The 25,248-nt window shown below is 64.1% G+C and carries 20 protein-coding genes; 4 read left to right on the top strand and 16 right to left on the bottom strand.

Annotated elements, in window-relative coordinates; all coding sequences use genetic code 11:
* Positions 1 to 95: 95 nt before the first annotated feature.
* Positions 96 to 1,676 (top strand): lysine--tRNA ligase, encoded by a 1,581-nt coding sequence (locus ABC729_RS13305; RefSeq protein WP_495608035.1) that lies wholly within the window; start codon positions 96 to 98, stop codon positions 1,674 to 1,676.
* 261 nt (positions 1,677 to 1,937) lie between these two features.
* On the opposite strand, the gene ABC729_RS13300 is transcribed toward ABC729_RS13305, so the two are convergent.
* From ABC729_RS13300 to ggt, 12 genes are all read right to left on the bottom strand, one after another.
* Positions 1,938 to 3,623 (bottom strand): methyl-accepting chemotaxis protein, encoded by a 1,686-nt coding sequence (locus ABC729_RS13300; RefSeq protein WP_495608034.1) that lies wholly within the window; start codon positions 3,621 to 3,623, stop codon positions 1,938 to 1,940.
* Between the two features lie 492 nt (positions 3,624 to 4,115).
* Positions 4,116 to 6,509: a phenylalanine--tRNA ligase subunit beta gene (pheT, locus tag ABC729_RS13295; protein ID WP_495608033.1), complete on the bottom strand. Its 2,394-nt coding sequence runs from the start codon at positions 6,507 to 6,509 to the stop codon at positions 4,116 to 4,118.
* Positions 6,510 to 6,540: 31 nt separating this feature from the next.
* A complete protein-coding gene (pheS, locus tag ABC729_RS13290) occupies positions 6,541 to 7,617 on the bottom strand; it encodes a phenylalanine--tRNA ligase subunit alpha (protein ID WP_495608032.1) in 1,077 nt (358 codons plus the stop codon).
* Between the two features lie 12 nt (positions 7,618 to 7,629).
* Positions 7,630 to 8,082, bottom strand: a complete 453-nt coding sequence (locus tag ABC729_RS13285; RefSeq protein ID WP_495608031.1) for a type II toxin-antitoxin system VapC family toxin — start codon at positions 8,080 to 8,082, stop codon at positions 7,630 to 7,632.
* Positions 8,079 to 8,321, bottom strand: a complete 243-nt coding sequence (locus ABC729_RS13280) for a hypothetical protein (protein ID WP_495608030.1) — start codon at positions 8,319 to 8,321, stop codon at positions 8,079 to 8,081. The genes ABC729_RS13285 and ABC729_RS13280 overlap by 4 nt, the downstream gene beginning before the upstream one ends.
* 144 nt (positions 8,322 to 8,465) lie before the next feature.
* Entirely contained in the window at positions 8,466 to 8,828 is a 363-nt protein-coding gene (rplT, locus tag ABC729_RS13275; protein ID WP_094455779.1) for a 50S ribosomal protein L20, read from the bottom strand.
* Between the two features lie 12 nt (positions 8,829 to 8,840).
* Positions 8,841 to 9,041 carry a 50S ribosomal protein L35 gene (rpmI, locus tag ABC729_RS13270; protein WP_029012316.1) on the bottom strand — a complete coding sequence of 67 codons (201 nt, stop codon included), beginning with the start codon at positions 9,039 to 9,041 and terminating at the stop codon, positions 8,841 to 8,843.
* A gap of 228 nt (positions 9,042 to 9,269) precedes the next feature.
* Positions 9,270 to 10,562 carry an adenylosuccinate synthase gene (locus tag ABC729_RS13265; RefSeq protein WP_495608029.1) on the bottom strand — a complete coding sequence of 431 codons (1,293 nt, stop codon included), beginning with the start codon at positions 10,560 to 10,562 and terminating at the stop codon, positions 9,270 to 9,272.
* A 78-nt stretch (positions 10,563 to 10,640) separates the two neighbouring features.
* Positions 10,641 to 11,804 (bottom strand): ATP phosphoribosyltransferase regulatory subunit, encoded by a 1,164-nt coding sequence (locus ABC729_RS13260; protein ID WP_495608028.1) that lies wholly within the window; start codon positions 11,802 to 11,804, stop codon positions 10,641 to 10,643.
* A 137-nt stretch (positions 11,805 to 11,941) separates the two neighbouring features.
* Entirely contained in the window at positions 11,942 to 12,490 is a 549-nt protein-coding gene (locus ABC729_RS13255) for a hypothetical protein (RefSeq protein ID WP_495608027.1), read from the bottom strand.
* Entirely contained in the window at positions 12,487 to 13,641 is a 1,155-nt protein-coding gene (dapE, locus tag ABC729_RS13250) for a succinyl-diaminopimelate desuccinylase (RefSeq protein ID WP_495608026.1), read from the bottom strand. Before dapE ends, ABC729_RS13255 begins: the two co-directional genes overlap by 4 nt.
* A gap of 179 nt (positions 13,642 to 13,820) precedes the next feature.
* Positions 13,821 to 15,602 carry a gamma-glutamyltransferase gene (ggt, locus tag ABC729_RS13245; protein WP_495608025.1) on the bottom strand — a complete coding sequence of 594 codons (1,782 nt, stop codon included), beginning with the start codon at positions 15,600 to 15,602 and terminating at the stop codon, positions 13,821 to 13,823.
* 178 nt (positions 15,603 to 15,780) lie between these two features.
* On the opposite strand from ggt, the gene ABC729_RS13240 reads away from it, so the two are divergent.
* Both ABC729_RS13240 and ABC729_RS13235 read left to right on the top strand, forming a co-directional pair.
* Entirely contained in the window at positions 15,781 to 16,671 is an 891-nt protein-coding gene (locus ABC729_RS13240; protein WP_495608679.1) for an alpha/beta fold hydrolase, read from the top strand.
* A 73-nt stretch (positions 16,672 to 16,744) separates the two neighbouring features.
* Positions 16,745 to 17,755 (top strand): lipid A deacylase LpxR family protein, encoded by a 1,011-nt coding sequence (locus tag ABC729_RS13235; RefSeq protein ID WP_495608024.1) that lies wholly within the window; start codon positions 16,745 to 16,747, stop codon positions 17,753 to 17,755.
* A gap of 307 nt (positions 17,756 to 18,062) precedes the next feature.
* On the opposite strand, the gene ABC729_RS13230 is transcribed toward ABC729_RS13235, so the two are convergent.
* The 3 genes from ABC729_RS13230 to ABC729_RS13220 all read right to left on the bottom strand — a co-directional run bounded on the left by ABC729_RS13230 (position 18,063) and on the right by ABC729_RS13220 (position 20,538).
* Entirely contained in the window at positions 18,063 to 19,016 is a 954-nt protein-coding gene (locus tag ABC729_RS13230) for an acetyl-CoA carboxylase carboxyltransferase subunit alpha (RefSeq protein WP_495608678.1), read from the bottom strand.
* An 89-nt stretch (positions 19,017 to 19,105) separates the two neighbouring features.
* Positions 19,106 to 19,870 (bottom strand): MOSC domain-containing protein, encoded by a 765-nt coding sequence (locus tag ABC729_RS13225; RefSeq protein WP_495608023.1) that lies wholly within the window; start codon positions 19,868 to 19,870, stop codon positions 19,106 to 19,108.
* 101 nt (positions 19,871 to 19,971) lie between these two features.
* A complete protein-coding gene (locus tag ABC729_RS13220; protein ID WP_495608022.1) occupies positions 19,972 to 20,538 on the bottom strand; it encodes a methylated-DNA--[protein]-cysteine S-methyltransferase in 567 nt (188 codons plus the stop codon).
* 163 nt (positions 20,539 to 20,701) lie between these two features.
* Between ABC729_RS13220 and clpB the strand changes: the two genes are divergently transcribed.
* Positions 20,702 to 23,338 carry an ATP-dependent chaperone ClpB gene (gene clpB, locus ABC729_RS13215; RefSeq protein ID WP_495608021.1) on the top strand — a complete coding sequence of 879 codons (2,637 nt, stop codon included), beginning with the start codon at positions 20,702 to 20,704 and terminating at the stop codon, positions 23,336 to 23,338.
* Positions 23,339 to 23,407: 69 nt separating this feature from the next.
* Here the strand turns inward: clpB and ABC729_RS13210 are convergent, their stop codons facing one another.
* Positions 23,408 to 24,787, bottom strand: coding sequence for a peptidoglycan DD-metalloendopeptidase family protein (locus ABC729_RS13210; protein ID WP_495608020.1), 1,380 nt, complete (start codon positions 24,785 to 24,787; stop codon positions 23,408 to 23,410).
* Positions 24,788 to 25,248 lie beyond the last annotated feature (461 nt).

Raw genomic sequence — 25,248 nt, 5'->3', positions numbered from 1 at the left:
CCCTCGCATGCCCGCCCCGGCCTGGGTGCGCATTGACCCTTTCCGGGCTTTTCCCTAGGGTTGCCGCCTTGTTTTTCTTTCTTTGGTGACATGCGATGAGCAGCGAACAGGAACTGGCGCTTGGGGCGAAGGCTTGGCCGTTTGAGGAGGCGCGCAAGCTGGTGGCGCGTCTTGGCGGTAAAGCCCCGCCCAAAGGCTATGTCCTGTTCGAAACCGGCTATGGCCCGTCGGGCCTGCCGCATATCGGCACCTTTGGCGAGGTGGCGCGCACCACCATGGTGCGCCGGGCCTTTGAACGGCTGATGCCGGGCGTGCCCACGCGGCTGTTCGCCTTTTCCGACGATATGGATGGGCTGCGCAAGGTTCCCGACAATGTGCCCAACCGCGAGCTTCTGGCTCAGCATCTGGGCAAGCCGCTGACCAAGGTGCCCGACCCGTTCGGCAAGTTTGAGAGCTTCGGCCATCATAACAACGCGATGCTGCGGGATTTCCTGGATCGTTTCGGTTTCCAGTATGAATTCCAGTCGGCCACCGACTGGTACACGTCCGGTCGTTTCGATGCCGCACTGATGGCGGTTCTGCGCCATTATGATGAGGTGATGGCCGTGATGCTGCCCACGCTGGGCGCGGAACGTCAGGCGACATACAGCCCGTTCCTGCCCGTCAGCCCGTCGACGGGCCGGGTGCTGCAAGTGCCGCTGCTGGAACGCAATGTCGATGCCGGCACCATCGTCTATGAGGATGAGGACGGGAAGAAGGTTGAGACGCCCGTCACCGGCGGGGCCGTCAAGCTGCAATGGAAGCCCGACTGGGCTATGCGCTGGCTGGCGCTGGGTGTTGATTATGAAATGGCCGGCAAGGACCTGATCCCGTCAGTGGAGCTGGCCGGCAAGATCGTGAAGATCCTGGGCGGCACCCCGCCCGACGGCTTTAACTATGAGCTGTTCCTGGACGAGAAGGGGCAGAAGATTTCCAAGTCGAAGGGCAATGGCCTGACGATGGAAGAATGGCTGCGCTATGCCCCGCCGGAGAGTCTGGCGCTGTACATGTTCAACAAGCCGCGCGCAGCCAAGAAGCTGTATTTCGATGTGATCCCGCGCGCCGTCGATGAATATCTGACCTTTGTGGAGAAGTTCGACGCGCTGGAGCCGGCCCAAAAGCTGGAGAACCCCGTCCACCACATCCATAATGGCGTGGTCCCGAACGAGGTGAAGGGCACCGCCGGCCTGACCTTCGGCCTGCTGCTGAACCTCGCCGGGGCGGCCAATGCCGAAAGTGCCGATGTGATGTGGGGCTTCATCCGCCGCTATGCGCCGGGTGCCAGCCCGGAGACGGCACCCTTCCTGGACCAGCTGGTCGGTTACGCCGTCACCTATTACCAGGATTTCGTGAAGCCCACGAAACAGTACCGCGCACCGTCCGAGCAGGAGCGGGCGGCCATCACCGAACTGCGCGCCGTTCTGGCCGAGATCGCCACCGACACGCCGGCCGACCAGTTGCAGAATCAGGTGTTCGAGGTCGGCAAGAAGCACGGCTTCACCGAACTGCGCACCTGGTTCCAGGCGCTGTACGAGGTGCTGTTGGGCCAGACCACCGGCCCGCGCATGGGCAGCTTCATTGCGCTCTATGGCGTGAAGGAGACGGTGGCGATGATTGATGAGGCGATTGGAGTGTGATCGCTTCAAATGGAATCATTTGAAGCATGAATCACGCGATATATTAGAAGGCTAGGATCCGGCAGGTGTTTCGATGAACACCTGCCGGATCCTAGCCATTGACGGTGCTTTTTGCCTTTTCCGCGCGTCTCCGCAGGGCAGCGTAGGAGGAGCAGGACTAAACAACCCTGAAGCCTCCCCGATCAAGGCACCAGGAACTCGGTTGATTGGCTCCCAGCTTCCGGCTTTCGCCGGGGCAGCGGTGAAGCAGGGGCGTCGTCCTTATCCTGCCCGCACCTTGGCCACGAACTGCGCCACTTCACGATTGAGGGCAGCACTTTCGCCGACCAGATCATTGGCGGCGTTCAGCACGTCGCCCGCCATGCTGCCGGTTTCGGCGGCGGCGCGCGTCACTTCGCCGATAGTGGCGCTGACATTCTGGGTGCCGGTGGCGGCCTGGGCCACGGAATTGGCGATTTCGCGGGTAGCGGCACCCTGTTCCTCCACCGCGGCGGCGATGGTGGAGACGATGTCGCTGATCTTGTCGATGGTGCCACCCACGCCCCGGATGGCGTTTGCGGCATTGCCGGCGGCCGATTGCATGCTGGCGATCTGGCTGCCGATCTCCTCTGTCGCCTTGGCGGTTTGCGTGGCCAGGGCCTTCACCTCTGACGCCACCACGGCAAAGCCCTTACCGGCCTCGCCGGCGCGCGCCGCCTCGATGGTGGCGTTCAGCGCCAGAAGGTTGGTCTGGCTGGCAATATCGCCGATCAGGCGCACAATCTCCCCGATGCGCTGGGCGGCATCGACCAGACCGGTGACGGTGCTGTTCGACCGTTCAGCCTCGGCCACGGCGTCATGGGCGATGGACGCACTTTCGGCCACGCGGCGGGAGATTTCGCTGATGGAGGCCGTCAGCTGTTCGGCGGCGGCGGCCACCGTGTTCACATTTTCCGCCGCCTGTTCAGCGGCGCTGGCCACGGCTTCCGACTGCCGGTTGGTTTCATCAGCCACGCTGTTCAGGCCCTGGGCAGTGCCGCGCATGCGATCGGCGGCCCCGCCGACGGCGCTGACCACGGCGTTCATGCTGCTTTCGAAATCATCGGCCAGTTGGGTCATGGCCTGACGCTTCTGCGCCTCCACCCGTTCTTCCATGGCGGCCTGTTCATTGCGCATGGCTTCTGCCTCGCGCATGCCCTTCTGGAACACGGCGAGCGCGCGGGCCGTGGACCCGATCTCGTCCCGCCGGTCGCCACCCGACACTTTCACCGACAGGTCGCCATCGGCCAGTTTGGTCATGGTGGTGACGATGCGGCGCAGGGGGCGGGAAATGCCGACCATGCCCAGCGCAATGCCCAGGCCCAGCACGATGGCCGTGCCCGACAGGCCCACGACAAGGGTCACGGCCAGGGCGCGGTCGAACCGGCTCTGTGCCGCCGCTTTGCCAGCATCCAGCTTGGCCTGCACATCGCCCGTCGTCACCTCCAGCTTGTCCAGCACATCGGTCAGCTTGATATCGAACCGGTCGACCAGGATGGCGGCGGCCTGCGAACCCTTGCCGTCCAGCGCCAGCTTGCGCGCCTGCTCGACGATTTCCAGCATGCGGCGCGTATCCTCGCGGATGGCGTCAATATCGGCCTTGCGCTCCGGCAGGATCTTTTCCACCAGGTCAAGGTGGCCCGTCAGCTCATCCCGCTTCAGGGCGATCTCATCCTGCATGCTTTCCAGGATGAAGCTGTCGGTTTCCGCGACCATCGTGTAGCCCAGGCGGCCCAGGTCCGTCGCCGTTTCACGGGCCGACAGGATGGCCTTGGCCCGTTCGGACCGGTCCAGCATGGTCCGGTATTCGTCGCCCACCGCCTCCATCTGTGACAGGGCATAGAGCGACGTGCCGATGGTCAGCACGCCCATCAGCAACAGTGGCAGAACCAGCTTCCACACGATGGGAAGATTCTTGAGCGCACGCATGTTCCCTCCCGATACTTTTTTCGGCTTGCCCGCCCTGAACTGGCTTTGGGCGCCATTTTGTTTTCTTGCACTGTAGCTGTGTTTTGACAGTCTAGCCAAGGGGTCAACGGGCGGGAGATGGCGCTTTTCTTACGCTGACCAAGGGATGTGACAGAGATGTGGCGGTGTTTTGCTGTCGGAGACTTAGGGAAAGTGCAATGTGTATTTGAGTGGAATTTTATCTATGGTGATTATTTATTGCGCATGTCAAAGTGAAACCGGGGTGTGTTCAGGGTGAACTCCTACTGTGGTCAAGAAATTCCTCTCAACCCTGAAATGGAACCATGAAATTCCAGACCGGGAAGCCGGGTTTTACCCCACCTTCCGTATGCGTTACGTAAGCATGTCGTCTGCGTAAACCGATCCGTTTGACATGCGGACACGGCATAATAGGCATGAAAAAAGGGGCATCACCTGCGTGATGCCCCTTGCTGCTGTTGCAGGCGGATGGGATCAGCCGCGCAAGGATGCGCCCGTCGCCTTGGCAACGGCGGCCACGACTTTTGCGGCCACATCCTCGATCTCTTTGTCGGTCAGGGTCTTGTCGACCGGCTGCAAGGTGACAGACAGGGCCACCGACTTGAAACCGGGCTCCACGCCCTTGCCTTCATAGATGTCGAAGATGCTGACATCGCTGATCAGCGCCTTGTCAGCCCCCTTGGCGGCCTTCAGCAGCTTGTCGCTGTCGGTGCTGTTGGCCACCAGGAAGGCGAAGTCGCGGTCCACCGGCTGGAACGGCGACAGGACCAGCAGCGGCTTGGCGGTGCCAGCCTTCTTCTTGGGCGCCGGCACGGCATCCAGGAGCAGTTCGAATGCCACCACGGGGCCGGCGACGTCCAGCGCCTCCAGCAGGGCGGGGTGCAGTTCGCCAAAGCGGCCCAGCACCGTGGGACCCAGGCGCAGGACACCCGAACGGCCCGGATGGTACCAGCCGGGGGCGTCGCGCGTGACCTGCAGGTTCGCGACGGGGGCGCCGGCTGCTTCCAGGATGGCCATGGCGTCGCCCTTGGCGTCGAAGGCATCGACGGGGCGCTCACCCTTGGACCAGTTGCGCGGGACCGCAGCACCGGCGCGCACGCCGGCCACCACCAGATCCTGGCCCTTCTCTGACCCGTCGCGGAAGGCGGGGCCAACCTCGAACAGGCCGACATCCTTGAAGCCCTTGGCGGCGTTGCGGCCGGCGGCGGGGACCAGGGTGCCCAGGATGGAGGGGCGCATGACGGCCAGATCGGCACTGATCGGGTTCACCAGCCGCAGCTCATCCTTGTCACCATCGAACAGGGCCGCGACCTTGGGGTCCACAAAGGACCAGGTCACCGATTCGAGCAGGCCACGTTCGGCGGCCGCGCGGCGGGCGTTGAAGCGGCGGCGCTGATCGGCGGTGAGCGCCGGGGCGGGGGTGCCCACCTCACGCGGCAGGGGCGTGGCCGGGATCTTGTCGAAGCCGGTGACGCGCAGCACCTCTTCCACCAGATCAGCCTCGCCCTCCACATCGCGGCGCCAGGACGGGACGTCGGCCACCAGAACGCCGTCGTCGCGGCGGGTGACGGTAAAGCCCAGGGCGGTCAGGATGCGGACCTGTTCATCCACGGGCACATCCACGCCACCCAGGGCCGCGACGCGGGCCGGGCGCAGGGTCAGGGTACGCTGCCAGGCGGGTTCCGCGCCGGTCAGGCTGATGCCACCGGCGGACCCACCGCACAGCTCCAGGATCATCGCGGTGGCAAGCTCCACCTTCTCCAGGATGTTGGCCGGGTCCACCCCGCGTTCGAACCGGTAGCGGGCATCGCTGTCCAATTGCAGGGCGCGGCCCGCTTCGGCAATGCGCACCGGCTCAAACGTCGCCACTTCCAGTACGACATCGGTGGTGTCGGCGGTCACACCCGTCGTCTCCCCACCCATGACGCCGGCCATGGAGATCATGTGCGCATCATCATAGATGCCGATCAGGCCGGCGGGGGTGGCATATTCCTTGCCGTTCAGGGCCAGCAGCTTGTCGCCTTCTGCGGTCGGCTTCAGCGTGATGCCGCCGGACAGCTTGGCCGCGTCGAACACATGCAGCGGGCGGCACAGGTCCAGGCTGAAATAGTTCGTGATATCGACCAGGGCGCTGATCGGGCGCAGGCCGACGGCCAGCAGACGGTCGGCCAGCCATTTCGGGCTGGGGCCGTTCTTCACGCCCCGGATCAGGCGGAAGGCGATCTGCGGGCAGCCGGGATGGCCTAGCGTCACCTTCAGCGGGTTATCGAAAGCGGGGGCGACGGGCGTGGCGGCCAGCGGCTTCAGCGTGCCCAGACCGGCTGCGGCCAGGTCACGTGCGACACCGCGCGCACCGGCACAGTCAACACGGTCGGGCGTTAGGGCAATCTCGATCACCGGGTCGGACAGGCCCCGCCAATCGGCGAAGGAACCGCCCAGGGGCGCATCCTCTGGCAATTCAATGATGCCATTATGTTCGTCGGACAGCAGCAGCTCCCGCTCCGAACACATCATGCCCCGGCTTTCGACACCCCGGATGGTGCCGATGGACAGGGTGTCGCCCGAGACAGGGATCACGGTGCCGGGGGCGGCGAAGACCACCTTGATGCCGGCCCGCGCATTGGGTGCGCCGCAGACCACCTGCACCGGCTCCCCCGCCCCGGTATCGACCATGCACAGGCGCAGCTTGTCGGCATTCGGGTGCTTTTCCGCCGACACGACATGGGCGATGCGGAAGGCGGCCAGGGCGGCCCCCCGATCCTCAACCCCCTCCACCTCCAGCCCAAGGGCTGTCAGCGCGTCGGTGATCTGGTCCAGCGTGGCATCAGTGTCGAGATGCGTCTTCAGCCAGGAAAGGGTGAACTTCATTTAAACGTCCTCGGTATCCGGTCGTGGCTGATTAGCGGGAAAGGCCCTGGGCCAGATTAGGCTGATCCAGCGGTACGAAGCCGTAATGGCGCAGCCAGCGCAGGTCGGCATCGAAGAAGGAGCGCAGGTCGGGGATGCCATATTTCAGCATGGCCACGCGCTCAATCCCCATCCCGAAGGCAAAGCCCTGATACTTGCTGCTGTCGATGCCGCAATTCTCCAGCACCTTGGGATGCACCATGCCGGAGCCCATGATTTCCAGCCAGTCGCCATGATTGCCCAGCTTCAGCTCCCCGCCCTTGCGCGAACAGCCGATATCCACCTCTGCCGATGGTTCGGTGAAGGGGAAGAAGCTGGGGCGGAAGCGGATGGGCAGATCGTCGATCTGGAAGAAGGCGCGGCAGAATTCCAGGATGCAGCCCTTGAGATGGCCCATATGGATATCCTCGCCGATCACCAGACCTTCGATCTGATGGAAGACGGGCGTGTGGGTCTGGTCATAGTCCGACCGATAGGTACGGCCAGGGGCAATGATGCGGATCGGCGGCTTGTTCTTCAGCATGGTGCGGATCTGCACCGGGCTGGTATGGGTGCGCAGGACGCGCGCCGCCCCTTCCGCTGAGGGCCGCAGATAGAAGGTGTCGTGCATCTGCCGGGCGGGATGTTCCGGCGGGATGTTGAGTGCGGTGAAATTGTTGAAGTCGGTTTCGATATCCGGGCCTTCGGCGACAGTGAAGCCCATGGCGGCGAAGATCGCCACCATCTCATCCACCGTCTGGCTGATCGGATGGATGCGGCCCTGGACCTCAGGCCGGGGTGCCAGGGTGACGTCAATGCGCTCGGCGGACAGGCGGCGTTCCAGCTCGATACCCTTCAACTCGCCCCGGCGGCCCTCAATCGCGGCCTCCACGGCGGTCTTCACGGCGTTCAGCGCCGCGCCCCGGGCCTTGCGCTCCTCGGGCGTCAGGGACCGCATGTCGCCCATCAGGGAAGTGATGCTGCCCTTCTTGCCCAGGACGGCAACCCGCACCTCTTCCAGGGCGGCACTGTCATTGGCAGAGGCGATGGTGGCCAGGGTTTCGGCCTTGAGCGTATCGAGCGTGTCCATGAGGGGTCCGGATCAGGAAAGGGTGGGGGCGGAAGCGCCCGGTTGAAATTCGGTCAAGGGGGTGACGAGGTTGGCCCAGGGCGGCGGCAGATCAAGATTGCGGATCTTGGCTACCAGCCGCTTGTCCGCTGTCACAAATCGCGCACCCTGCTGGCGGGCCAGCGCCACATAAACCAGATCATAGGCCGGATGTTGCAGATTCCCGGCCATGGCCAGGGCCTCTGACACCAAATCCCGGCTGGGAACAGTGATCGGGCTCAGGGATAAGACAATCTGTAACGCGCGTGATGCCTCTGCCGCTGTCATCTCCCCGCGTATGACACGCATGGTCAACAGGTTGGCGATTTCGGCAAAGGCTAGGTCCGGAACCAGCAATTCATGATCCAGCAGCGCCCGCGCCTCAGCCGACATTGGCTCCGGCAGGACCCATTTTGCAATCACGCTGGCGTCAACGACAAACCTCATCGTTCATCCCGCATCTGGCGCAGGAGGTCCTCTGACGGGGTCATGATACGACCCGCAAGGCTTTGGCGGAACATATCCATGCGGGCCAACAATGCTGTCCGATCCGTCGGGCCGGGCTGTACCATTTCGGTCAACACCGCCGCCACTTCTTCCTCAACCGTGCGGCCAGACCGCAGGGCGCGGTCTTCCAAGCCCTTGATCAAGGCTTCATCGTCGATGCGGATGGTCAGCGAACCCATGGCGTCCTCCGGTCCCAGTATGGTCCCGATGATAGCACAGATGGCGGCGACAATATTGGCCGCTCACAAGCAAAAGGGGGAGCGGGCCCGCTGGGCCTGCTCCCCCTTTCAACTTGCAACCGGTCTGAAATCCGTTACCGGAAATCAGGCGGCCTTGAGAGCAGCCTGGGCCTGATCGCACAGGCTCTTAAAGCTCTCCGGCTCGCGGGCGGCGATGTCGGACAGGACCTTACGGTCCAGTTCGATACCAGCGCGCTTCAGGCCGTGGATCAGGGTGCTGTACTTCAGCCCGTGCAGGCGTGCACCGGCGTTGATACGCTGAATCCACAGGCCGCGGAAATCGCGCTTCTTGTTGCGACGGTCGCGATAGGCGTAACGAAGCGCCTTTTCGACCTTTTCAATCGCAACGCGATAGCACTTGGAACCGCGACCACGATAGCCCTTGGCGAGCTTCAGGATCTTCTTGTGACGGGCGTGAGTGGTGACGCCCCGCTTAACGCGTGCCATAGGTCAGTCCTCTCACTTAACCCGCAGGAAATTCTCAGCGATCTTCTCGCCGTCGGCCTTGAACATAACGAACGTACCACGTGCGTTACGCTTCATCTTCAGGGGGCGCTTGCTCATGCCGTGGCGCTTGCCAGCGGCCTGGGCCTTCACCTTGCCCGAAGCGGTGAACTTAAACCGCTTCTTGGCGCCCGAATGGTTCTTCAACTTGGGCATTTTCGGTCCTTCTTCACATGTGGACGGTGGGCATGCCCCGGGCTTCTCGCCCGGCCGCACCGTCCGATGGAGCGGGTGTGTATAGAGGAGGTGCCGAGACTTGGCAAGAAGCCTAGGTAAGCGGACTCCACATAGGCACCCGGCGAGTCTGTGGGCAGGCCAAATGATCTATCCCGTCATCCCGGCTTTCGCCGGGATGACGGGGGGGGGAGTGACCGACCTTTCCACTCAATCTTCAAACGGATCGCGCATCAGGATGGTGTCGTCGCGTTCGGGGCTGGTGGACAGCAAGGTCACCGGGGCCTCGATCAGTTCCTCAATCCGGCGCACATATTTGATGGCGGCGGCGGGAAGCTGGGCCCAGGAGCGGGCACCCTGGGTGCTTTCGCTCCAGCCTTCGAAGGTCTCATAGATCGGTTCCACCTGGGCCTGGGCCGTCTGGCCGGCGGGCAGGTGCTGGATCACTTCGCCATTCAGCTTGTAACCCGTGCAGACCTTCAACTCGTCAAACCCGTCCAGCACGTCCAGCTTGGTCAGCGCGATGCCGGTGATGCCACCGGTCTTGATGGCCTGACGCACCATCACGGCGTCGAACCAGCCGCAGCGGCGCTTACGGCCCGTGACGGTGCCAAACTCATGCCCGCGCTGGCCGATCTTGTCCCCGATCTCATCATGGAGTTCGGTGGGGAAGGGGCCGGAACCGACGCGCGTCGTATAGGCCTTGGTGATGCCCAGCACATAACCGACCGCACTCGGCCCCATGCCCGACCCGGCGGCGGCATTGCCGGCCACGGTGTTGGAGGAGGTGACAAACGGGTAGGTGCCGTGATCGACGTCCAGCATGGCGCCCTGTGCACCTTCGAACAGGATGCGCTTGCCCTGGCGGCGGGCCTCGTCCAGGCGCTTCCAGACAACGGCGCTGTAGGGCAGCAGCTTGGGCGCCACCTCGCGCAACTGGGCCAGGACCTCGTCCTTGGCTAACTCCTCGGCGCCCAGGCCGCGCAGCAGGGCATTGTGGTGGAACAGCAACTGTTCGACCTTATGCTCCAGCACCGCCTCGTCAGCCAGATCGCAGACGCGGATGACGCGGCGGGCCACCTTGTCCTCATACGCCGGGCCGATGCCACGGCCCGTGGTACCGATCTTGTTGACGCCGCGCGCTTCCTCACGCGCCTTGTCGACCGCGCTGTGCAGCGGCAGGATCAGGGCGCAGTTTTCGGCCACCAGCAGGGTGTCGGGCGTGATTTCCACGCCCTTCTCCTGAATGGCGGCAATCTCCTTCAGCAGGGCCCAGGGATCGACGACGACGCCATTGCCGATCACCGACAGCTTGCCGGGGCGGACCACGCCGCTGGGCAGCAGCGACAGCTTATAGACCACGCCGTTGATCACCAGCGTATGGCCGGCGTTGTGACCGCCCTGGAAGCGGACCACGACATCGGCGCGGCTGGACAGCCAGTCGACGATCTTGCCCTTGCCTTCGTCGCCCCACTGGGACCCGACGACCGCCACATTGGCCATGATATTCCTCGCTTGCGTAAGACGTCAGGCGACATGGCCCTGCCGGACCCGCACCCTTCTCGGTTTCGGTCAGAATGGTCAGACGGGCGTCGGCCCGTCCGCCGTCAACAAATGTGAGCAGGAGAGGCGCCTGGCCTCCGCGATCAGATCGTCGGCGACATCCATGGCGGCAACCGTGTGCCAGCCCAGGGCGCGCAGGGCCTGCGCCTCGGCATAATCTGTACCTAGCGGCAGCAGAACCCGTTTGACCGGCGACGGGCCGGGCAGGGCGCGCAGGACGGTGTCGGTATAAAGTGTGAAGCCCGTGGCGGGTTCACCCACCGGATCGGCCCCGCCGGTGCGATACCGGCCACCACGCCCCAGTTCACCGCGCACACCGCGCGCAAAGATCGTGAAGCTGACGCCCGTCTGATATTCAAACCCGCGCATTTCCACGGGGTCGATGGTGACAGACAGGGTGGGGGCCGCCTGTTCGATCAGGCGGACAACATCGGTCAGTTCCTGGCGCGCCGCCTTGGCCACGTCGGGCAGGTCGATGGCGGCCAGCCGCTGCACCGCCGCCGGAGCGGGGCCGGAGGCGTTCAGGATCGACAGGAACAGCGGCGCATGCGGGCCGGCGGCATCGGCCAGGGCGGCGGCATCACGGTGATCCAATGCGGCGCGCAGGCGGGCATAATCATCGTCCGACAGGGACAGGGCGCGGGCCACAGCCGGCACCAGCGTCGGCACCGTCAGGTCGATGGAAATGCCCTTGGCCCCGACCGATGACAGCGCACTGGCCGCCAGCAGAATGATCTCGGCATCCGCTTCGGCCCGGTCGGGGCCGATCAGTTCCACGCCGACCTGCCCGAACTGCCGTTCCTGGCGCAGGCTGCTGCCCTTCACGCGCAAAACCTGACCGGCATAGGACAGGCGCAGGGGGCGCGGGGCCTTGCGCAGGCGGGTGGTGGCGATGCGGGCGACCTGCGGGGTCATGTCCGAGCGCACGCCCATCATCCGCTGCGACACGGGGTCCATGATGCGGAAAGTCTGGTTGGCAAGGCCGGCGGCGGAGCCGGACAACAGCCCCTCCTCAAACTCCACCAAGGGCGGTTTCACCCGCTCATAGCCGTGGCGATGAAATTCCTTCAGCAGACGGCCAACAACCTGCGCCTCATGCTCCGCATCCGGGGGAAGCAGGTCACGCAGTCCGGTGGGCAGCAGCGCCTTGGCCGCCAGGGCCTTGGGGGGCGTATCGGTCATGTCTTGAGCTTACCGATGGTGAGTGCCGTCAAGCGATGGGAGGAACCCCAACACCGGTAACCGGTCTTAGCCCAGGGGCCGGTTTCACGCAAATGCAAACACCCCGCTTATCGGCGCGGGCTGCCTTGCGTAGAGGCTCAGCCCTTCGCCGCCGCCTGGGCCAGCTGCAGCGGCAGGCTGTTTGTCGCCAGGACCGTCAGGATTTCCAGCACGACCAGACCGGCGGCCACGGCGGCGGGGCAGCCGATGGCGGTGCGGACGCTGAACCAGCTATAGACCAAGCTCCACAGAACCAGACCGATGCCGATGCCATTGGCGACGGGCAGCGTGGATTCCAGGGCGACCGCCAGGGCGGCGAGGCCGGCGGCGGTGCTGACCACGCTGCACCAAAGATAGGTGGAGACGAACAGGGGGAAACGGTCGCCGCGCCCCGTGCCGGCCAGGATCTGCGACACGGCCAGCATATAGCCCGTCATCTGCACTGCCGACACCGAGGCGGACAGCAGCAGATAGGTCGTAACCTCAACCCCGTCGGGCAGGGCCATCAGGTCCGACACGGCCTGGGCCAGCAGCAGCGGCACCAGCAGCACCAGGTTGCGCCAGGCCGCCGCCGGTGACGGATCGAAAAAGCCGATGCCGCGCCCATCAAGTGCGGCTAGCCGGATGGCCCCGACCAGGGGGATCATGCCGCCGCCTTGCCGAAGAAATCGGCCAGAACGCGGTCATAGATGGCAGCCAGGGTGCGGATATCGGCGACATCCACATGTTCATCGACCTTGTGCATGGTCTGGCCGACCAGCCCGAATTCCACCACGGGGCAGAAATTCTTGATGAAGCGGGCGTCGGACGTGCCGCCCGAGGTGGACAGTTCCGGCGTCTTGCCCGTCACGGCGGTGACAGCTCCGGCGACGGTGGCGACCAGGGCGCCGGGCGGGGTCAGGAACGCCTCTCCCGATACGGCCATTTTCAGATCCCAGGTGCCGCCCACTTCCTCCAGCACGTCACGGATATGGGCTTCCAGGCTTTTGGGCGTGTGCAGGTCGTTGAAGCGGATATTGAACTTGGCCGTGCCCTTGGCGGGGATGACGTTGCTGGCCGGGTTGCCGACATCGATGGTGGTGATGGCCAGGGTGCTGGGCTGGAAATGCGGCGTGCCTTCGTCCAGCGGGCTGTCGGCCAGCATGGACAGGGCCTTGGTCAGGCGGGGCAGGGGATTGTCGGCCAGATGCGGATAGGCGACATGCCCCTGCGCGCCATAGGCGGTCAGGGTGGCCGTCACCGACCCGCGCCGACCGATCTTCATCATGTCGCCCATGACGCGCGGGTTGGTGGGTTCGCCCACCAGACAGGCGTCGATCACCTCTCCGTTCGCCTGCATCCAGTCCAGCACCTTGCGCGTGCCATTGATGCTGGGTCCTTCCTCATCCCCTGTGATCAACAGGGAGATGGAGCCATCCGGCGCACCATTCCGGTCCAGAAATGATTTTACCGCCGAGATGAAGGCGGCAATCGCACCCTTCATATCGGACGTACCGCGACCGTAAAGTTTGCCGTTGATGATTTCGGCTGCGAAAGGATCAACGGTCCATGCCGCCGCATCACCGACTGGCACCACGTCTGTGTGCCCGGCGAAGCAGAAATTCGGGCTGCCGGTCCCCAATCGGGCATAGAGATTATCGACCGGGTCGGTTCCCGCCTCTTCAAACACCAGCCGCGTGCAGGTGAAGCCCATCTGTTCCAGCACCCGCTGCAACACACCCAGCGCGCCGGCATCGGCGGGCGTGACGCTGGGGCAACGGATCAGGTCCTGGGTCAGGGCGACGGGATCGATGGTCATGGGGTGGGACTCTGGCAGGAAAGATAGTTAGGTCTAGCAGAAAGCACCTCCCGTCATCCCGGCGAAAGCCGGGACCCAGGGGCCACAGGATCGAACCTTGACGCTTCGCAGACTGGCGGTGCGGGAAGGTCGGGCGCCTGGGTCCCGGCTTCCGCCGGGATGACGAAGGATCGTGACGATCAATAGCCCGCGGCGTGGCCGTCGACGCGCATTTCGGTGCCGGCGCGGTAGACGCCGTTCACATGGTCGCGGACGATGGCTTCATAGCTGCCATAGTGCAGGCCGGGCTTCACCTCCACCTTGTGACCGCGCTTCTTCAGCTCCTCGATCACGGCGGGCGACACGCCCTGTTCGACATAGACGATGCCCACACCGTCACCTTTCTCGCCGGTCGGTTCGGGGGAGCCTTCATGCTGCCAACGCGCGGCGTCGCCGGCTTCCTGCACATTCATGCCGAAATCGATCATGTTGACCAGGACTTGGGTATGACCTTGCGGCTGCATGCCGCCGCCCATGACGCCATAAGCGGCGAAGGGTTGGTTATCCTTGGTCACGAAGCCGGGGATGATGGTGTGGAAGGGGCGCTTGCCGGGTGCGTAGACGTTCGGGTGCTTGGGGTCCAGCGCGAACTGTTCGCCGCGATCCTGCAGCATGAAGCCCAGCCCGTCGGGCACCAGACCAGAGCCCATGCCGCGATAGTTGGACTGGATCAGCGCCACCATCAGACCATCCTTGTCGGCGGTGGACAGGAAGATGGTGTCATGGCTTTCCGGCATGATGCCGGTTTCGGGCGCGCCTGACTTCTTCATGTCGATCAGGGCGCGGCGCTTGGCGGCATATTCCTTGGAGATCAGGGTGCTGATGGGCAGCTTCACGAATTCCTGGTCGGCGTACCAGCGCGAGCGGTCGGCGAAGGCCAGCTTCTTGGCTTCCACCGAGACATGGATGAAGTCGGCGCTGTTATGGCCCATGGCCTTGAGATCATAGCCTTCCAGGATGTTCAGCATCTGGAGCGTGGCCAGACCCTGGCCGTTGGGCGGGATCTGCCAGATGTCGTAGCCGCGATAATTGGTGGAGATGGGCTCCACCCATTGCGCCTTGAAATCCGCGAAATCATCGTACCGCAGTGGGCCACCGATGCGCTTCATATAGGCGTCGATGGTCTTGGCGATGGGGCCCTTGTAATAGGCGTCGTGACCGCCCTTGGCGACGATGGACAGGGACTTGGCCAGATCGGGATTGCGGAACACCTGACCCGCCACCGGGGCCTTGCCGTCGATCAGATAGGTCCTGCGGGCATTGTCCAGTTCCTCGATCACCCCGCCCATCTGGTCGAAGCGGCGGAAATTGGCGGCCCAGCCCTTGGCGATGAAGGGCGACAGGGGGAAGCCGTCATTGGCATAGGCGATGGCGGGGGCCAGCACCTTGTCCAGGGGCAGCTTGCCGTATTTCTTGTGCAGCTCCACCCAGCCGGCGACAGCGCCGGGGACCGTGACGGAGAGGGACCCGTGCGACGGGATCATCTTGCCCGGTCCCAGACGCTTGACCAGATCGTCCAGTGTCTGTCCCTTGGGTGCCCGGCCCGACGCGTTCAGGCCGACGACCTTGTTTTGCTTGGGGTCCCAGATCAGGGCGAACAGGTCGCCGCCCATGCCGCTGCCCGTCGGTTCCACCAGACCCAGAGTGGCGTTGGCAGCGATAGCGGCGTCAACGGCACTGCCGCCCTGTTGCAGGATGGAAATGGCGACCTGGGTCGCCAGCGGCTGTGAGGTGGCGGCAGCACCATTCTTGGCTATAATCTCTGACCGGCCCGCAAAGTTCGCACCGACCAGACGGTCACCGCGACCGGCCTGCGCGCCGTCCACATAATCGGCGGCGACGGCGGTTTCCGTGATGATCGGCATGACGCTCAACGCCCCCAGCAGCAGCGCGGCCAGCCCGCGCCTGGTCTTCTGAACCATTGTCCGATTGCCTTCCTGTGCCTGGATTGCGGGCCTTCGCCCTGTTTCCTTGTCCGCCAGTTTCCCAGCGCCTTTGCTTGTACGTCCACCGCCCGTTGGCGGCAACCCTTGCGGCCGGCCTATGCCCCGTGCCAGCCTGCGCCAAATCCGTTTTTCGGGAGATGTGATCGTGCGGGTAATGGTCAATGGTGCGCCGCTTTATTTCGATGTCGAAGGCGCGGAACTGGTGCCCGATGGCGGGTCGTTGCGGAAAAAGCCGACCTTGCTGCTGCTGCATGGCGGGCCAGGGTTCGATCATGCCAGCTTCAAGCCGGCCTTCAGTGGCCTGTCGGCGGATGCGCAGGTGATTTATCTGGATCATCGTGGCCAGGGGCGCAGCGGCGGCAGCAATCCCGCCACCTGGACGCTGGCGCAATGGGCCGATGATGTGAAGGGCTTCTGCGACGCGCTGGAGATTGAAAAGCCGTTCGTGCTGGGCAACAGTTTCGGCGGCTTTGTCGCCATGGAATATATGCGCCGCCATCCGGGCCATGCCGGCGGCGTCATCCTGTCCTCTACCGCCGCGCGCATGCAGCTGGACCTGATCGTCAAGGCCTTCGCCCGGCGCGGCGGGCCCGACATAGGCAAGGCGGCGGATGATTTCTGGTCCGACATCACGGCGGACAAGGTCCTGCCCTATGCCGCCCAGGTCATGCCCTATTACACGGTGAAGGCCCCCATGGATGGGCCGGGCCGCGCACGGTCTATCGTCAAGGCCGAGGTTCTGGAACATTTCTCCGGCAAGGGCGGGGAGATGTGGCGCATGGATTTCCGTGACAGCCTGCCCCGCGTCACCGACCCGGTGATGGTGCTGTGCGGGGATCAGGACCCGATCACGCCGTGGGAATGTTCGGAGGAGATCATCAGCCTGCTGCCCCAGGCGACCAGCCGCCTGCACCGGTTCCCGCATTGCGGGCATGGGACCTTCCGCGATGATCCCGACGGCACCTTTCCCCTGATCCGACAGTTCATGGGGGTGGGCCGCAAGGAAGAGGCCGGGCAGGGGAACCCCATAAACGCCCCGGTGTGAGGGGCGTCACTGCGGCGTGGGTGACGGAGGTTCATTTCCGTTAACCAAAGTTGAACAACGCTCACGTCCTATCATGCCACGCACCCGTACCCTTTTCCTGTCGCTGCTGGCCGGCCTGGCCCTGTCCGGGCCGGTGCGGGCGGAGATTACCGGGCCGACGGCGGGGGCGGAGACGGGCACCCTGACCCTGATCCTGGAGAACGACCTGTTCTATAACTTGGATCGCCATTACACGAACGGGGTGCAGGCGGTCTGGACCACGGCGCGGGACGAGGTGCCGGACTGGACCCGCCGCTGGGCACGCTGGGTGCCTTTCTTTGCCCAGGATGGGCATGTGCGTGCCGTGTTCGCGGCGGGTCAGAATATGTACACGCCCAGCGACATTGAAACCCGCAACCCGCCGGCCAATGAACGGCCCTATGCAGGCTGGCTGCACGGGTCCGCCGGGTTGATCAACGAAACGAACCGGCGGATGGACCAGCTGCAGCTGACGCTGGGCGTGGTGGGGCCGGCATCGCTGGCCGAACCGGCGCAGAAGATCGTCCACCGCCTGACCGATGCGCCCAAGCCCATGGGGTGGGATACGCAGCTACATAATGAACCGGGTGTGGTGATCACCTATCAGCGCAGCTGGCGCTATGATCTGCTGGAAAGTACCGGTTTCGGCATCGACATCATGCCCCATGTCGGCGGGGCAGTGGGCAATGTCTCCACCTATGCCGATGCCGGCTTCATGCTGCGCGCCGGATGGCAATTGCCCGCCGATTTCGGGCCCGCCCGCATTCAGCCCTCCCTGCCCGGCAGCGGCTTCTTTGAACCCGATGCCCGCCATCCTGTCGGGTTCTATGGGTTCCTGGGCTTCTCCGGCCGCGCGGTGGCCCGCAATATCTTCCTGGATGGCAACAGCTTCCGCGACAGCCGGTCGGTGGATCGCAAGGTCTGGGTCGCCGATGTGCAGGCGGGTGTGGCGATCAATGTCTATGATGCCCGCATCACCTATACCCATGTCTTCCGAACCCGCGAATTCAGCGGGCAGAAGGAAGGCGATGAATATGGGGCCGTGGCCGTGACTTGGCAGTTTTGAGGGTCCATCCGCAATATCCCCTATCGCGGGAAATTACATAGACTTGCATCCGAATTTCAGCTGAATATGAAAACGGCGGACCGCAATCCCGCAGCCCGCCGTCTATGGAGGTACGACATGCGTAAACTGTCGTGTCTCCTGGTGCTCCGTATCCCCATCTGGCGGCGGCGTGTTCTGCACGTCACCATCATGCTGGGGTAAGGACCTAGGAGAGGGCTGGGTGGAGGTAGGAACTCCACTCAGCCTTCCTCTTCAATATAGTTTAAACCCGCGCACAAGTCTATCGGTACGAGAGTATTTGTGCAGGTCAGCCCAGGCCCTTCTGGCCCATGTCCAGGAACTTCTGGCGGCGGTTCTGGCGCAGGGTGGCACCGTCCTGACCGCGCAGACCTTCCAGCGCGTCTTCAATGGCATTGCCCAAGGCGCTGATCGTTTCTTCCCGCCGGCGATGGGCACCGCCGATGGGCTCCATCACGACGCGGTCGATGACGGCCAGTTCCTTCAGATCCTGTGCCGTCAGGCGCAGGGCCGTTGCCGCGTCGGCGGCATTGGCGGCGGACCGCCACAGGATGGAGGCACAGCCTTCGGGCGAGATCACTGAATAGATCGAATGTTCCAGCATCAGCACACGGTCGGCGGCGGCGATGGCGATGGCACCACCGGACCCGCCCTCACCAATGATGGTGGAGACCATCGGCACGTTCAGGCGCAGGCAGCTTTCGATGGACTTGGCGATGGCTTCGGCCTGACCGCGTTCTTCCGCCGACACGCCGGGGAAGGCACCGGCCGTATCGACCAGCGAAATGACGGGCAGGTTAAAGCGGTCGGCCATGGCCATCAGGCGCTGGGCCTTGCGGTAACCTTCTGGCTTGGCCATGCCGAAATTGTGCTTCACGCGGCTTTCGGTGTCGTTGCCCTTTTCCTGGCCGATCACCACCACGGACCGGCCCCGGAAACGGCCAAGGCCACCGATGACAGCCCGATCCTCCCCGAACAGCCGGTCGCCGGCCAGCGGGGTGAAGTCGGTGATCAGCGCCTGCACATAGTCAAGGCAGTGTGGACGGTTCGGGTGGCGGGCCACCTGTACCTTCTGCGCCGGGGTCAGCTTGGCATAGGTGGCGCGCAGCAGCTTATCCACCTTGTCCTGAAGCTTCTTCACCTCGTCGGCGATGTTCAGATCACCGCCATCGGCAAGGTGGCGCAGCTCCTCGATCTTGGATTCCAGCTCCGCGATCGGCTTTTCGAATTCCAGGAAATGCATCGACGTGACTGTTCCGCCCTTGGCATGAAGCGGGCTGATTAGCATGAGATGGGGCCGAGGGCCATAGTGTGTGTGTGCGCAGAGGTGGATTAATCCAAAACCTGCACGGCATCACCCGGCTTGATCTCCCCGCCCTGTTCGACACGGGCATAGACGCCGCAGACCACATGGTCGAAGCCGCCTTTCAGCGCCTTCAGCAAGGCCATGTCGCGTTCGCCCGTGGCGGGGTTCACCTCCACCGCCGCACAGCGGGTGGTGGTTTTGAATACCGACAGGACCGTGTCGCCAATGGCGATGCGCTTGTCCACCCAGGCCATTTCCGCCCAGGGTGCCAGACCCGCCAGATGCAGATTGGCGCGAAAGCGCAGGGGATCGACGGGCCGTTGCGTCACCCGCCCGATATCCTTTACCGAGGCCAGGTTCAGCAGCGATACTGCCTTGTCGGGAATGTCGGTAAAGTTATGGCCCGGGCTTTCCACGATCTTGTAGGGACCGGGGACGGCGGCTTCCTTCATATAGGCCGACAGGAACTGATCAATCAGCAGACGGCCCGTGGCGGTATCGATACGCCCGCCGGCCACCCGCTTGCCATTGCGGTTCAGCACCAGCATGCAGGTGGTGGGGTCGAACGTCGCCTGCAGGGTCGCCAGCTTCTCATCCCGCAGCAGGACCAGGAAGTTGGTCTTCGGCTTCCAGGCGGGTTCCAGCGGGTCGAACTGCGTCGCCCGATGCAGAATGGCGAAGCGCCGGTCATGCGGCAGACAGCCGCCCGGCGTCAGGGTGACATGGTCCAGCGTCTGGGCGGTCAGGCCCTTCACGGGATAATAGTGGATGGCGTCAAGCGTCACGGACATGATGGCCACAGAATAATCTGCGCCATGGTCACGGCGCAACCCGGACAATGCCCCAAAACCGGTAATTTGATTTCATAATTTTGCAGTGCGGGAGTGAAAGGTCAGAACAGGCCCAGCTGTTGTGCCGGCAGTGCCGCCCCTTCGATCCGCAGCAGGGCCAGCTTCGTATCCACCCCGCCGGGGGCGGAGAAGCCGCCGGTTCCCCCCGCCGCCGCCATCACCCGGTGACAGGGCACCACGATGGGCCAGGGATTGCGGCCCAAGGATTGTCCCACCGCGCGCGGCACGATGGCGGGTGGCATATCGGCCAGCACATCCGGCGGCAGACGCTTTGCCACCTGCCCATAGGTCAGGGTCTGCCCCGGCGGGATGGCGCGGGCAATGGCATAGACGGCGCGGTCGAAGGGGCCGGTGCCGGCCATATCCAGAGGGATTTCCAGAAGGTCCCGCCTCTGCCCCGACAGCAGGGCGCGGATACCGGCAATGGCGGATGCTGCCTCCGCATCCGGTTCGCCCGCCATCGCCCCCGGCACCGCCCGGCGCATCTTTTCCGCCAGATCGCCCCCTTCCACTGTCGGCAGGCGCACGGCCAGCAGCCCATCTGGCCCCCAAGCAATCGCGCAGGTACCGATGGCGGTATCAAACAGGTGGAAGCGGCGGTCATTCATCGGGCCAGCATAGCCGTCCGGTCAGGTCCCGTCACGGCCCCTTGCGGGCCTGGGTTCCGCTTCCCACATCAGATACGATCCTCCCGGATCGCACATGACGTGGATCATCGCATTCATCGGGCCTAGAGAGGACGATGGGGCAAAATCGGGGAGTTAGTGGGTTATGGACTTCAAGAATTACACCGAACGCGCCCAGGGTTTCATCCAGGCGGCGCAGGGGGCGGCGGCGCGGGCTGGACATCAGCAGCTGACGCCCGAACATCTGTTGAAGGCGCTGCTGGAAGACCAGGAGGGCATGGCTGCCAACCTGATCACCAGTGCGGGTGGCAATGCCCGCGCGGCAGAGGCCGGGGTCGATGCCGCCCTGCGCAAGCTGCCCAAGGTGGAAGGCGGCGGCACGCAGCTTTTTGCCACGCGCGAACTGGTCCGCACCTTTGAACAGGCGACAGAGCTGGCCAAGAAGGCGGGTGACAGCTTCGTCACCGTCGAACGGCTGCTGCTGGCGCTGGCGCTTTCCACCGGCACCGATGCCGCCAAGGCTCTGTCTGATGCCGGCGTGACGCCGCAAAAGCTGAACGAGGCCATCAACAGTCTGCGCAAGGGCCGCACCGCCGACAGCGCGTCCGCCGAACAGGGCTATGACGCGCTGAAGAAATATGCCCGCGACCTGACACAGGCGGCGCGCGACGGCAAGCTGGACCCGGTGATCGGCCGCGACGAGGAAATCCGCCGCACCATCCAGGTGCTGGCCCGGCGCACCAAGAACAACCCCGTGCTGATCGGCGAACCCGGCGTGGGCAAGACCGCCATTGTGGAAGGTCTGGCCCTGCGCATCATCAATGGCGACGTGCCCGAGGGGCTGAAGACCAAGCGTCTTCTGTCACTGGACCTGGGCGCGCTGGTGGCCGGGGCCAAGTTCCGGGGTGAGTTCGAGGAGCGCTTGAAGGCCGTCCTGTCGGAGATCCAGTCGGCCGCCGGAGAGATCATCGTCTTCATTGATGAACTGCATACCCTGGTCGGGGCTGGCAAGGCCGATGGCGCCATGGATGCGTCCAACATGCTGAAGCCCGCCCTGTCGCGGGGTGAGCTGCATTGCGTGGGCGCTACCACGCTGGACGAGTATCGCAAATATATTGAGAAGGACCCCGCCCTGGCCCGCCGGTTCCAGCCGGTGTTCGTGGCCGAACCCACGGTTGCCGACACGATCTCCATCCTGCGCGGGCTGAAGGAAAAGTATGAGCTGCACCATGGTGTGCGCATCACCGACAGCGCCATCGTCTCGGCCGCCACGCTCTCCAACCGCTACATCACCGACCGGTTCCTACCCGACAAGGCCATCGACCTGATCGATGAGGCCGCGAGCCGTCTGCGCATGATCGTGGACAGCAAGCCGGAAGCCATTGACGAGCTGGACCGCCGCATCATCCAGCTGAAGATCGAGCGCGAGGCGCTGAAGAAGGAAACCGACCAGGGGTCCCGCGACCGGCTGGAGAAGCTGGAGACGGAACTGGCCGAGCTGGAGCAGAAATCCGGTACCCTGACGGCGCAGTGGCAGGCGGAGAAGGATACGCTGACCGGTGCCCAGAAGCTGAAGGAGGAACTGGAGCGGGCGCGGGCGGAGCTGGAACAGGCGCAGCGGGCCGGCGATTGGGCGCGCGCCGGGGAGATCACCTATGGCCGTATCCCTGATCTGGAAAAGCGTCTGGCCGGGGCCGAGGCCGCCAGCCAGAACCGCATGCTGAATGAGGCGGTGCGCGAACAGGATATCGCCGCCGTGGTCAGCCGCTGGACCGGCATCCCCATGGACAAGATGCTGACGGGGGAGCGGGAGAAACTGTTGCAGATGGAAGCCCATCTGGGCAGCCGTGTCATCGGGCAGCAGGAGGCGGTGATCGCCGTCGCCAACGCTGTCCGCCGCTCCCGCGCTGGGTTGCAGGACCCCAACCGTCCCATTGGCAGCTTCCTGTTCCTCGGCCCCACAGGTGTGGGCAAGACAGAACTGACCAAGGCGCTGGCCGAATTCCTGTTCGATGACGAGACGGCGATGGTTCGGCTCGACATGTCCGAATATATGGAGAAGCACGCGGTCAGCCGCATGATCGGCGCGCCCCCGGGCTATGTTGGTTATGACGAGGGCGGGGCCCTGACAGAGGCGGTGCGCCGCCGGCCCTATCAGGTGGTGTTGTTTGACGAGGTAGAGAAGGCGCATCCCGATGTCTTCAACATCCTGCTCCAGGTGCTGGATGATGGCCGCCTGACCGATGGTCAGGGCCGGACGGTCGATTTCCGCAACACCCTGATCATCATGACCTCTAACCTGGGCTCCGAGTTCCTGGCTAACCTGCCGGATGGCGAGGACAGTTCGGCGGCGCGAGGCCAAGTGATGGAAGTGGTGCGCGGCTCCTTCCGACCGGAATTCCTGAACCGGCTGGATGAGATCCTGATCTTCCACCGGCTGTCACGCGGCAACATGTCGGGCATTGTCGATGTGCAGCTGGGCCGGCTGACCAGGATGCTGGCCGACCGGGACCTGGCCCTGGAACTGACCGACGCCGCCAAGGAATGGCTGGCCGACAAGGGTTATGACCCTGTCTATGGTGCCCGGCCCCTGAAGCGGGTGATTCAGCGCGAGCTGCAGAACCCGCTGGCCAGCCGCATTCTGGAGGGCAAGGTTGCCCCCGGCACGCCGGTGCGGGTGGACGCCAATGCGGATGGGCTGCTGATCCAGGGCGAGCCGGCCCATGGGTCCCTGCCGCCCGCCGGCGAGTCGGCCTGGGGACAGGCGCGTACCCTGCATTGAGTGTGATGCAAACAAAAGACCCGACCGAATCGCTTCGGTCGGGTCTTTTAATGCGTGCGGAGGCGGCGCTTAGCAGCCGCGCTTGCGATCGCAGCTGGACTTGGATTGTTTGGCGGTCTTCGGCGTGGCGGAAACCAGACCAATCCCGTCAGCGGCCTGATCACCACCGGCCTCGAACCGCTCCTGAAGGCTGGCCATCACGCCCTTAAAGCGGGCCAGTTCCTTGCCTTCCAGGTTGCGGCCCGTGGGGACGGCTACCGACAGCGGATTGACCTGCTGCCCATTCTTCACAATTTCATAATGCAGATGGGCACCGGTCGAGCGGCCCGTGGTACCGACATAGCCGATGACATCGCCCTGGGCAACGCGCGCGCCCTTGCGCATGCCGGCACCGAATCGCGACATGTGGGCATAGGCGGTAGAAATCTCGCCATTATGGCGAATGCGGATATAGTTGCCGTAGGAGCCGTTGGGCCCGATCTCATCCACGACGCCGGCACCGGCGGAATAGATCGGCGTGCCCGTGGGGGCCGCGAAATCCACGCCCTTATGCATCTTCGAATAGCCCAGCACCGGGTGGCGGCGCATGCCGAACCCGGATGACAGACGGGCGCCGTCAATGGGGGTCTTCAGCAGGGCCTTGCGAATCGACGAGCCCTGGGCATTGAAGAACTCCGCGATGCCTTGGCTGTCCTCATAGCGGTAGATAGCCTGTTCCTTGCCGGACAGGGTCAGCGATGCATAGAGGATATTGCCATTGCCGCCGGAAACAACCTCGCCATCCTCGGTCACTACCTGCTCATACAGAACCTCGAACCGGTCGCCCGGCTGGATGTCGCGCTGGAAATCGACGTCATAGGAGTAATTGCGGATCAGCTCCGTCAGCACATTCATCGGCACGCCAGCCGCGCGGCCCGATTCGAACAGAGAGGAACGGATTTCCCCCTGTGCCGCGACGGCACGGCGGCCCAGTTTCTTGGCCGTCTCGGCGGCCTGGAAGCGCACGCCGTTGAAACTGACGGAGACGGAGCGCTCCACGGCGGGCTGGAACTCGAACCCGACGAATCGGTCTTCCTCACCGGTCCGGTCGAACATCACTTCAACAGGCTGACCCTGCTTCATACGGCGGGGATCATAAACGGCCTTCAGGGCCGTGATCGCCTCCTGCGCATGCGGCTGCGGCACGTCGGCCTCCAGCAGCACCTGCATCAGCGTATCGCCACGGCCCAAATTGACCAGACGGCGCTCCACGGGATCGGCGGCCTTCTCGACATCGCCCCAGGCATCGGGGGCGGCGGAGGCACCTTGCTGCGCATCCAGGGAGACAAGGGCAGGAGCGGCTTCCAGCGCCGCAGAGGACGTGGACAGGCTGGTGGAGTGAAGGAAGGCGGTAGTCCCGGCACCACCCAGGGCGGCAAGGGCAATGGTCGCAATCGCAAAACGCTTCATCAGCACTGACGAACCTCCATCCCCACGCTCCTCCTGGTTTTTTGACCGATTGGCTGCCGGGACATGAACCCGGCGGATGTTCGCGGAAGTGACGGCCCCGACACTGTCAATCACGCTCTTCATCCGAAGAATGCGTTTGCCGCAGCGGACCCGTGCTTCCCGCACCGATGTGCTTGGCATAATCCCCATACGGGGGGCGGAATGCGAGCAAAAAGACATAGGCCGACGGAAAAAACTTCGCTCCCAACCCCTCTTTAGGGGCTTGACGCCCGTACAGGCGCGGATGGGACCCATGCCATCCGGCATAGATGGTTGCGCCTATATTATTAAGATCGCGCGCGCGTGACGCGCGAGCGGGCGGGCCTTTCACTTTTTTGAAAATAACGCTTGCCAGCCCGGTGCTGCCTGTCCTATACCCCGGCTCCCGCTTGGGACGGCGCTTTGCGGTGCTGAGACGAGAG

This window comes from Niveispirillum sp. CC-CTL257 (genome assembly GCF_059489915.1).
Note: the sequence above shows the minus strand (reverse complement) of the source record. Positions and strands in the feature narration are given on the sequence as shown.

Excerpts from the sequence above, each read along its gene's own strand:
- ABC729_RS13285 (WP_495608031.1), bottom strand. The coding sequence starts at position 8,082 with ATGAGGTTTGTCGTTGACGCCAGCGTGATTGCAAAATGGGTCCTGCCG.
- ABC729_RS13300 (WP_495608034.1), bottom strand. The coding sequence starts at position 3,623 with ATGCGTGCGCTCAAGAATCTTCCCATCGTGTGGAAGCTGGTTCTGCCA.
- pheT (WP_495608033.1), bottom strand. The coding sequence starts at position 6,509 with ATGAAGTTCACCCTTTCCTGGCTGAAGACGCATCTCGACACTGATGCC.
- rpmI (WP_029012316.1), bottom strand. The coding sequence starts at position 9,041 with ATGCCCAAGTTGAAGAACCATTCGGGCGCCAAGAAGCGGTTTAAGTTC.
- ABC729_RS13255 (WP_495608027.1), bottom strand. The coding sequence starts at position 12,490 with ATGATCCCCCTGGTCGGGGCCATCCGGCTAGCCGCACTTGATGGGCGC.
- ABC729_RS13230 (WP_495608678.1), bottom strand. The coding sequence starts at position 19,016 with ATGCATTTCCTGGAATTCGAAAAGCCGATCGCGGAGCTGGAATCCAAG.
- ABC729_RS13225 (WP_495608023.1), bottom strand. The coding sequence starts at position 19,870 with ATGTCCGTGACGCTTGACGCCATCCACTATTATCCCGTGAAGGGCCTG.
- dapE (WP_495608026.1), bottom strand. The coding sequence starts at position 13,641 with ATGACCATCGATCCCGTCGCCCTGACCCAGGACCTGATCCGTTGCCCC.
- ABC729_RS13280 (WP_495608030.1), bottom strand. The coding sequence starts at position 8,321 with ATGGGTTCGCTGACCATCCGCATCGACGATGAAGCCTTGATCAAGGGC.
- ABC729_RS13210 (WP_495608020.1), bottom strand. The coding sequence starts at position 24,787 with ATGAAGCGTTTTGCGATTGCGACCATTGCCCTTGCCGCCCTGGGTGGT.
- ABC729_RS13265 (WP_495608029.1), bottom strand. The coding sequence starts at position 10,562 with ATGGCCAATGTGGCGGTCGTCGGGTCCCAGTGGGGCGACGAAGGCAAG.
- rplT (WP_094455779.1), bottom strand. The coding sequence starts at position 8,828 with ATGGCACGCGTTAAGCGGGGCGTCACCACTCACGCCCGTCACAAGAAG.
- clpB (WP_495608021.1), top strand. The coding sequence starts at position 20,702 with ATGGACTTCAAGAATTACACCGAACGCGCCCAGGGTTTCATCCAGGCG.
- ABC729_RS13240 (WP_495608679.1), top strand. The coding sequence starts at position 15,781 with ATGGTCAATGGTGCGCCGCTTTATTTCGATGTCGAAGGCGCGGAACTG.
- ggt (WP_495608025.1), bottom strand. The coding sequence starts at position 15,602 with ATGGTTCAGAAGACCAGGCGCGGGCTGGCCGCGCTGCTGCTGGGGGCG.
- pheS (WP_495608032.1), bottom strand. The coding sequence starts at position 7,617 with ATGGACACGCTCGATACGCTCAAGGCCGAAACCCTGGCCACCATCGCC.
- ABC729_RS13220 (WP_495608022.1), bottom strand. The coding sequence starts at position 20,538 with ATGAATGACCGCCGCTTCCACCTGTTTGATACCGCCATCGGTACCTGC.
- ABC729_RS13235 (WP_495608024.1), top strand. The coding sequence starts at position 16,745 with ATGCCACGCACCCGTACCCTTTTCCTGTCGCTGCTGGCCGGCCTGGCC.
- ABC729_RS13305 (WP_495608035.1), top strand. The coding sequence starts at position 96 with ATGAGCAGCGAACAGGAACTGGCGCTTGGGGCGAAGGCTTGGCCGTTT.
- ABC729_RS13260 (WP_495608028.1), bottom strand. The coding sequence starts at position 11,804 with ATGACCGATACGCCCCCCAAGGCCCTGGCGGCCAAGGCGCTGCTGCCC.